The organism is Neorhizobium huautlense, from assembly GCF_002968575.1.
GTDB classification, from domain to species: Bacteria; Pseudomonadota; Alphaproteobacteria; order Rhizobiales; family Rhizobiaceae; genus Neorhizobium; species Neorhizobium huautlense.
This window is the reverse complement of record NZ_PVBM01000088.1, coordinates 1-1,271: the sequence shown is the minus strand read 5'-3', so window position 1 is coordinate 1,271 and position 1,271 is coordinate 1. Positions and strand designations below refer to the sequence as shown.

The window sequence follows — 1,271 nt, the reverse complement described above, 5'->3', positions numbered from 1 at the left end:
CCGGCTTCGGTCACAGAGTGGCGTTCGGCTCCCGGCTTCCCATTCTCCTTTAAGAGCGCAACCCAGGCCTGCCGGGCTCGCTAGCTTCCCATCAGGACAACCGGGATATCGTCGACGACATGCCTTCCTCGCTGTTGGCGCCGCGCGGCTCGTAGGCGCGCTGGTCGCGCAGGATCTGGAAGGCGATCGTCAAAAGCTTGCGCGCGATCGCGACACGCGCCTTGTTCACTCCTCTGATCTTCAGGTGTTCATATTGGGCTCGAAGCTGCGCATCGCTGGCGATGGCAGAGGTGACGGCTTCAACAAAAGCCCAGCGCAGCCACTTATTGCCCTGCTTGATGATCTTGCCGTGGAAGGTCTTGCCGCCGGAGGAATAGGTCGACGGCACCAGTCCGGCATAGGCGGCCAACTTCTTCGGATTGCGGAATCGCGAGATGTCGTCGATCTCCGCATCGATCAGCCGGGCGAAAAACTCGCCAATGCCCGGGATCGTCTTCAACAGCTTCACATTGCCGTTGGCTTTGGTCATCGCCCGGATCGTCGTTTCCGACTGCTTGATCCGTCCATCGATGTCGCCGATGAAGTCGAGACCACGATCGATCTGGATGCGGTCGATCTCTGAGACCTTCACCTGAGCCAATTGGACGCGGCCGGCCTTGCCAAACAGGTCACCGAGCTTCTTCAGCTGCGCCGTCTGCTCCGGATAACGATCAAACACCGTCACGATGCGGTTCTTGGTCATCGTCCGCAGCCGCACATAAAACATCCGCTCACGCAACGCGACGCGCAGCTCGCGGGCCTTGTCGCTCGGTGCCCAGGCTTCTGGCACCAGGTCGGCCCGCAGCAGATGCGCCAGCACGGTCGCGTCGATCTTATCGGTCTTGATCTTGGCGTCAGCAATCGCCTTCACCTTCAACGGATGGGCGAGAACGACATCATCACAAATGTCGTCGAGCCAGTCGTACATCACCGTCCAGTTGCGGGTCGCCTCGACAACCGCATGGCTGTTCTCCCGGTATCGCTCCAGGAACGACCCCAGCGACCGACGATCGTTCTTCACTCGCCCGGATCGTAGCGTCTTGCCGACGGAATCTTGCACGACCAGGTGGCTGTAGCTTTTGTGGTAATCCACGCCGATGTGATAATCATAAGGTGCAGTCACGCTTTGCTCTCCTTCACTGAGTTCGCGAAAACCCAGGAAAGGTAAGCCAAACGGCGCAAAGCGTGACTGTCCTAAGATCATCTGCATCTCAGAGATCCGTTCTCTCCAT

Annotated in this window: 1 protein-coding gene; it reads right to left on the bottom strand. The window is 59.0% G+C overall.

Features of this window, described 5'->3' with window-relative positions; all coding sequences use genetic code 11:
• Positions 1-91 precede the first annotated feature (91 nt).
• Positions 92-1,162, bottom strand: coding sequence for an IS110 family RNA-guided transposase (locus C5L12_RS27695; RefSeq protein WP_105375171.1), 1,071 nt, complete (start codon positions 1,160-1,162; stop codon positions 92-94).
• Positions 1,163-1,271 lie beyond the last annotated feature (109 nt).